The organism is Ruegeria sp. HKCCD8929 (assembly GCF_013031405.1).
Classification (GTDB): Bacteria; Pseudomonadota; Alphaproteobacteria; order Rhodobacterales; family Rhodobacteraceae; genus Ruegeria.
The window spans coordinates 1-6,406 of the sequence record NZ_WPZY01000079.1 but is presented as its reverse complement, the minus strand read 5'-3'; the positions used below and the strand labels follow the sequence as shown (position 1 = coordinate 6,406).

The 6,406-nt window shown below is 59.5% G+C and carries 13 protein-coding genes; all 13 read left to right on the top strand.

Annotated features, from left to right (window positions below; genetic code table 11):
• Positions 1-351: 351 nt before the first annotated feature.
• Entirely contained in the window at positions 352-726 is a 375-nt protein-coding gene (locus GOX53_RS28425; protein ID WP_171182248.1) for a hypothetical protein, read from the top strand.
• Between the two features lie 222 nt (positions 727-948).
• Positions 949-1,302, top strand: a complete 354-nt coding sequence (locus GOX53_RS28420; protein WP_171182247.1) for a hypothetical protein — start codon at positions 949-951, stop codon at positions 1,300-1,302.
• 72 nt (positions 1,303-1,374) lie between these two features.
• A complete protein-coding gene (gene traL / locus GOX53_RS28415; protein ID WP_171182246.1) occupies positions 1,375-1,662 on the top strand; it encodes a type IV conjugative transfer system protein TraL in 288 nt (95 codons plus the stop codon).
• Complete coding sequence (locus GOX53_RS28410; RefSeq protein ID WP_171182245.1) at positions 1,662-2,216, top strand: TraE/TraK family type IV conjugative transfer system protein; 555 nt, start codon at positions 1,662-1,664, stop codon at positions 2,214-2,216. The genes traL and GOX53_RS28410 overlap by 1 nt, the downstream gene beginning before the upstream one ends.
• On the top strand, positions 2,213-2,935 hold the full coding sequence (locus GOX53_RS28405) for a type-F conjugative transfer system secretin TraK (RefSeq protein ID WP_171182244.1): 723 nt from the start codon (positions 2,213-2,215) through the stop codon (positions 2,933-2,935). Before GOX53_RS28410 ends, GOX53_RS28405 begins: the two co-directional genes overlap by 4 nt.
• Positions 2,935-4,209: a TrbI/VirB10 family protein gene (locus GOX53_RS28400; protein ID WP_254446849.1), complete on the top strand. Its 1,275-nt coding sequence runs from the start codon at positions 2,935-2,937 to the stop codon at positions 4,207-4,209. Before GOX53_RS28405 ends, GOX53_RS28400 begins: the two co-directional genes overlap by 1 nt.
• On the top strand, positions 4,206-4,499 hold the full coding sequence (locus GOX53_RS28395; protein ID WP_171182242.1) for a hypothetical protein: 294 nt from the start codon (positions 4,206-4,208) through the stop codon (positions 4,497-4,499). The genes GOX53_RS28400 and GOX53_RS28395 overlap by 4 nt, the downstream gene beginning before the upstream one ends.
• On the top strand, positions 4,496-4,732 hold the full coding sequence (locus GOX53_RS28390; protein ID WP_171182241.1) for a hypothetical protein: 237 nt from the start codon (positions 4,496-4,498) through the stop codon (positions 4,730-4,732). Before GOX53_RS28395 ends, GOX53_RS28390 begins: the two co-directional genes overlap by 4 nt.
• Positions 4,729-4,962, top strand: a complete 234-nt coding sequence (locus GOX53_RS28385) for a hypothetical protein (protein WP_171182240.1) — start codon at positions 4,729-4,731, stop codon at positions 4,960-4,962. Before GOX53_RS28390 ends, GOX53_RS28385 begins: the two co-directional genes overlap by 4 nt.
• Positions 4,959-5,216, top strand: a complete 258-nt coding sequence (locus tag GOX53_RS28380; protein ID WP_171182239.1) for a hypothetical protein — start codon at positions 4,959-4,961, stop codon at positions 5,214-5,216. Before GOX53_RS28385 ends, GOX53_RS28380 begins: the two co-directional genes overlap by 4 nt.
• A 66-nt stretch (positions 5,217-5,282) precedes the next feature.
• Positions 5,283-5,672 carry a TraV family lipoprotein gene (locus GOX53_RS28375; RefSeq protein WP_171182238.1) on the top strand — a complete coding sequence of 130 codons (390 nt, stop codon included), beginning with the start codon at positions 5,283-5,285 and terminating at the stop codon, positions 5,670-5,672.
• Positions 5,672-5,911 carry a hypothetical protein gene (locus GOX53_RS28370; RefSeq protein ID WP_171182237.1) on the top strand — a complete coding sequence of 80 codons (240 nt, stop codon included), beginning with the start codon at positions 5,672-5,674 and terminating at the stop codon, positions 5,909-5,911. Before GOX53_RS28375 ends, GOX53_RS28370 begins: the two co-directional genes overlap by 1 nt.
• On the top strand, positions 5,908-6,406 hold a 499-nt coding region (locus GOX53_RS28365; RefSeq protein WP_171182236.1), incomplete at its 3' end, for a TraC family protein. The genes GOX53_RS28370 and GOX53_RS28365, both read left to right, overlap by 4 nt.

Here is a 6,406-nt window from a genome sequence, read left to right as displayed (position 1 = left end):
CACACTGACAACCATTTGGGAATCCCCCGATTCAAGTTTTCGGCGGGATGCTTTAGTGTTCGGCACCTGACAGGAGAAACCAGGTGGGCGCGGTCCGCCTCGCCGCCTAGGCGCTCCGTTCGTGCGTCATGGTTCCTGCTCAGTGGAACCACTCATACCCAAATCCTTGTGGTCGGAAACTCTACACCGGCGAAACTCGGCAATGGGCTGAAGCACTGCGATGCAAGAAAAAGTAACTTTTGTATTGACTGGAGTAAATTATAAATTTACCTATTTACACGAAAACACTCCACAAGGGCTTCATGCTTACGGAGGATAGCATTAGGAAGTTGCCTCATCGGGAGGCGACACATGCCAATTGAAAGACACCAAACCTTGGTAACTGTTGAAGCTGTGCGGCAATGGCGATCAAAGGGAACTGAGTTTTTCTGTCGGTATGATCTGGTCGAGTTTAACGCCAATGGCGCACCAGTGTACAACTGTGTCTACTTGGTTGGAGAAGAAGAAAAGATTTTGGTTCCGGAAAAGGCCAGGAGCGACGGCACGATTCAGGAACGAAAACTTACTTTCTTCCCGGGACTGTTCAATCTGCACCGGAAATTTGGCGACGGTACGCAGTTGCTTGTTCAGGACGACTATACGCTTTTTACAGTGCGGAAAATTGGTGGGGCCATCGAGGTGGTTTCTCAAGGTCTTGATCGGACAGGGATCGAGGGCACCGAGTAGCGAGCAAAACATCTTTTCTGCGTCACTCAAGTTTGAGAAGCCTTCGTTAGGCATTGAGACCAAAATACGCAGGTATGGTGGCCGACGTTCTTCAATAATGGAAATCCGAATTTCGTCCTTGAAGGGGCGGGATTCCGCGGTTGGAGCTGCACGCTCCATGTGCCCCGCGGTGAACTGACCGTGCAACGTTAAAAAGAAAGGTTCGAGAGTATGGACAGTGTAATGACCACCCGGCGGGTGGGGACTGCGGGCGTGACCGCAGGGATGATGCTATTGGCTGCTGGCAGCGCCGTAGCACTTGGCAGCAACACCGGTGTGAACGCCGGCTTCCACGAGATTGCGACGAACATTCAGGCCGTCATCGATGGCGCCGGTGGTTTCGCGGTGCTGCTGTTCTCCATCGCGATCGCGGCGATTGCCGTCGCGTTTCGCGGCAGCATCATCCAGGTGGGCTTCGCGTTCTTCGCAGCGCTCCTGCTGGGATACGGCGTCAACACCTTCGCGAGCTTTGCGGGCATCTCGGCCACCACCGAGTTCCTGATGGAAGGCTCCCGTATCACTGCATTCATCCCCTGAGTCGGTAACGAGTAAGTGCCCATTCCCCAGCCGGGGGATGGGCAGGTTCTCACAAAAAAATCGGATGTGATCATGGACAAGGTGATCAAGGTGGAGCAGCGGCTGCAGGATCCACCGCAGTTCTTCATATTGCCTGCTGATGAGGCCATCGCCGGCGGTCTGCCCTTTGTGCTCGGCCTGGTCAGCAAACACGCCGTGCTGGGCGTGGTCATGGCGGTGGTTCTTTTTTCGGTCTGGAAACGAGTTAAAGGTGAGCGTGGACTGAGCGGTCTCCTGGCCTTGCTCTACTGGATCCTGCCGCGCGAGATCTCGATCTACCGCGCGCTTCCGGACAGCGCCGTGCGCACGTGGAGGGCCTGATGACACCTCAGAACCTCATGCGCGGATATGTGAACCGGGGCAGGGCGCTGGTCCTTGCTGGAACTGTCTGCGGGCTCCTCGCCATCTCCAACGCCTTTCTTGCGATTGGCCAGTATTACAGCTCGGATCAGGCCATCCTGACCCCGACACATGTACGCGACGGAATGGTGGCGCGCGGCTCGGTGGACAAGGCGTATGTCGAGGCCCTTGCCCTCGATACGGTCTACGCGATGTACAACATGTCGCCCAACACCATTCAATATGGTCGGGCGAGCCTGGAGCGTCTGAGCGGGCCGGTTGAGCGCGCTGGCATCCTGGAACTCTATGACCGGATTGCCGAAGACATCCGCGCCCGGAAGATCTCGACGGTCTTCCGCCCCGTAAAAATCGAACACAATTTCGAAGCCTATGAGGTGGTCGTTGACGGCTATCTCGCGACCTACCTCGAGACAACGCAGGTCTCTCAGGAGGAGCGGCGCATTCTGGTCCGGTTCCGGCCGCAGGCGGGCTCCGTGCGGGTTTCATTTATTGGCAAGCTGGAGGGCGAGACATGATCCGGTTCCTGGGTCTCAAGCGCTGTGCCGTATTAGGGATCGCGATTGTCGTCGCACAAGCGGTTGCGGCAGCCGAACAACGGCTGACGGTGCGCGAAGACGGCCTGGCCCGGTTCAAGGTTTCCGTGACCGGCATCACCCGGGTCAGCATCGAAGGCGACCGGATCAGCGACATCGTGAATGATAATGACCTGACAGTCTATCAGGCCAAGGCCGACGATCGGACCGGGGATTTCTTCCTGCGCTATGTGGGTGATGCAAAGATGCCGCCCAAGGAGGGCGGCTATATCGTCACCGAAAAGGGCCGGACCATTGCTTATGAGATCCTGCCGATCAGAGCCACCACTCAAACCGTTCTCATCTCTCTGAAAGCAAACCAGCCCAGACCGGAAGAGGCGACCGCCGCCGCCGATGGCTTTGCCGATGCCAGCCCTGGAACCGGGGATGGGCTGACCTCTCAGCTGACCGAAGCCACACGGCAGACGATTTATCAGAAAATCCGCGCCCCGCGCCCGAGCGGCGGCGCCAATGGCGCGCTGATCTCGTCTCTGCGCATTGGCGATCTGGTGGGTGAGGTCCGGGTGGCCTCCGCCGGCAAGGCCGCGCGCCAGGTGCGCGAACAGGAATTCTACAAGTCCGGCGTCCTGTCGGTGTGGGTCCAGAAAAACAGCCTGGCCGCCGGTGAGCGGTCCTGGGTTGTCGTGGTGAGGGGGAAGTGATGGCACAGGACAATCGCAGAAAGAAACAGCTCATCGCCATTTCCATCGTGGGCGCGTTTGTGATCGCGGGCTTTCTGATCCTGGGCATGCTGTTCCAGCCGCCTTCGGATCCGGGCCTGGCGAACAACCGACCGGCGACCGTCGATGAAACCATCATATCCGACCGCACGTCCGCCGCATCACCGGAGATGTCCTGGATCACGCAAGGCCGGATCGAGATGGAGAAGATGGCGAAGGAACTCAAGGAACAACGGGAACTCCTGACCCAAACCCGCACGGATGCGGCAAAGCAGGTGCAGGAGGTTCGCAACGAATATGACGACATCCTTCTTCAGCAGGCGAAGAAGATCGAGCAGCTCGAGCAAGAGAGGGCAGGGGGGTCCAGTGCGTCCCTGCCCGATAACCAGCCTGTTGATGTCAGCCAGCCGCTCACTGGCCGGGAGCAACTGCAGAGGCAGCTGGCCTCGGAAGGCCCGGGCAGTGATTTCATCCGGCGGAGACCGCCAACACAACGCGCGGCATCACCAACAACCGTGGGCGAAGATGGCCGGCCGGTCATATCTGGCGGTTGGAAACCACTTGGTGAATCCTTCACGTTGACTGCGCTCGATGAGCCACAAACGGATGAGCGTGAGGTTCGGACACTCCGCAACTACCTTCCGGCCGGCAGCTATGCCCCGGCGGTGGTGCTCTCCGGCGCCGATGCCGCCACCAATGTCTCCAACCGGGAAAACCCGATCCCTGTCCTGTTCAGGATCACGGGTCCGGCCGTCAGCGCCGCGACCGGTGGGCGCAGCCCCGCAAAGGTCAACCTGAAGGGCTGCACCGTACAAGGCTCGGCAACCGGCGATCTGTCATCCGAACGAGTAAAAGTGCGGCTGATCACGATGACCTGCATCAATCGCAAAGGCGCTGTGCTGGAGACCAAGGTCAGCGGATACATGGCCGGGTCGGGCAAGGAAGGCGTCCGTGGCCATGTCACCAGCCGGGAAGGCCCCCAGGTGCGTAATGCCCTTGTGGCCGGCGTCATTGGCGGCCTTGGTAAAGGGCTTTCGACCGCAACGACAAGCGTCCTGGGCAATGACGACACATCGGCCGAGGAGGCCCTGAAGGGCGCGGGTCTCGGCACCATTGCAGGCGGTGCGGAAAGCGCCGCGAACTCGCTCGCCGAATATTACATCACCCGGGCCGAGCAGTATCAGCCTGTCGTCAGCCTCTATGGCGGCACGAAGGTCGAGCTTGTGTTCCTCGAAGGCGTGGAGCTGGGCCAATGAGAGCGTTCGGCATTGTGAACTGGATTTCTCTGGTGGTTGCGGCGGCGGTTATTGCAGCACTGTCAGGCTATGTGTTGACGGGTGACCCGCATTGGCGGCTGGCCGTCTTCGCCATTGGGGCGGTCTCCCTTGGTCTCCTCTGCGCGCACATTGGCTTTGAGAATTACCGCTGGCTTTTCCCTGCCGGCGCTATGTGTGCCGTGGTGCTCGGCGTTCTGGTTTGGGCTGAGCTAGGCGAGCCCGAACTATCCCAAATGTCCGGAGATTACAGGGCGGAGACACGGCAATGAGAGGGGTCGAGGTCTTTCTCCGTGTGACGGCATTCATCGCTGCCAGCACGGGCGTTCTGATGGCCGTCATCGCATTTTTCACGGCTGGGGAGGGCAGATCCTATCCCGAACAGCTGGGCTTCTACTTCTGGCCCTGGGCCTACCTTGTGTTGATCGGCGGTCAGGTGGTTGTGGCCTGGCTGTTGCTGGACCTGCGCAGGCCCTTCGGCTCCCGGACGGAGGGCAGCCGATGAGTGTCTCCGAATTCCTCCGTCTCTATGGTGTCTTCTTCTGCGTGGTAGTGGGCCTCGGGCTCATCGGCGTGGCGATCTATTCACAATACGTGGCCCTGACCGAGGCGCGGTTTCTGTCCCAATTGGTAGCAACCGCTCTGACGGTGATCATCGCAGCCGCGTTCCTGATCGCCGCCCGCCGCATCTATCCCTCCGTCAAGAGCCGGATCTTCGGGGAGGGGGACGGATGATCGTGTGGAAACTCATTGAGTGGTTGATGACCGGAATCTGCATTGGCTTCGCTGGCTTTCTGGGGTGGGTGGGCATTGAAGTTGTGCGAGCAGGAGTACTTGAAGGCATCCCTGCTCGGGATGTCTGGCTCTTCGGCTTAACGTGGACAACTTGTTTCTCGGCAGTCGTGGTCGAAGGGGCATTGCAGGTTTATTCCCTGAAACGTTGGCCAATGCCGTATGCCGCAGACCCGGAGAATGCCTCCGATGGTTAGCGCACCCATAGCCCTGCACGCTACGCGTCGTCATTTCACTCGCAATTCCAAAAAGGAGAAGGGCTCATGAAGCGTCTTCTGATCCTGCCACTTGTCGCGCTCATAGCAGCCTGCACGGCATCGAACACGGAAAAGGACTTCCTCTGCGAGGCGCAGGCGGGATCGCCCTGTACGTCGATCGCGGCGGTTGATGGCACCGGCGCGGTTGGCGCCACGTCGATTGCGGAGCGTCCCGAAGACACAGCCGTCAAGACCCTCACCCAAAACCCGCTCTGGGTCGGGAAAGGCGGGGCCAAGGGCCTACCGGATGGCGGCTTTCCCTACAACGCGGCGGCCTACAGGTCTCCGGAAGTCGTGGGCACGCTGTGGATCGCACCGATCCTCGACGATGGCGGCATCCTGCATGAGGCGCGGTTTGTTCATTTCGTAATCCAGGAAGGCAAGTGGCGTCAGTGATGAGTGACAGCAAAGACGGAAAGCAACCCGCCACCGGTCGGGGAGAGAAAGCGGAGCGGATGGCAGAGATCCGCAAGAGCCGCCGAGAGGCCGGGTTTATCGAGATGAACAACTGGGTGCCGCAGGAATGGGCCCAGGCCGTTCGAGATTATTGCTGGAAGCTGATCGACCAGGCCGGGCGGCCATTCCCGCACAGGCTGACGGATGGTCGCGCACGCCGGGATCGGAGGGGCAAATGAATTTCATGAAAGAGGCAATGTCGGGGCTCTTTGGCGACACACCCTGGACCGAAGAGACACCGGAGCTGATGGATGGAGAGGTATTCTCCGATATCCTGCCGTACCGGGTCTACGATCCCGAGACCCGTCTTTACCATTTTGAGCACGGCACCGGGTTTCTGATGGAAGTGGGCCCGGCGGTTGGCAGGGCCGATCTGGCCGAGAATGTCGGCGGTGTCATCAATCAGAACCTGCCTTCAGACGCCACATTCCAGGTGCTGAACTGGACCTCGCCAAATGTCGAACAGCTGAGCGGCGCGTGGAAACAAGCGCGGCAAGGCCGCTCGGATCTCATCGATGAGATGATCGAGCAGCGTGTGCATCATTTCAACGACATCAGGTTTGGCTCCGACGTCAGCGGTGCGAGGGCGATCCCGTTTGACCGGCATGTGTTCCTGGCTGCCTGGATCGACAATACCGACATCACGCTCGATCAGGAAAAGAAGCTGCAGACGC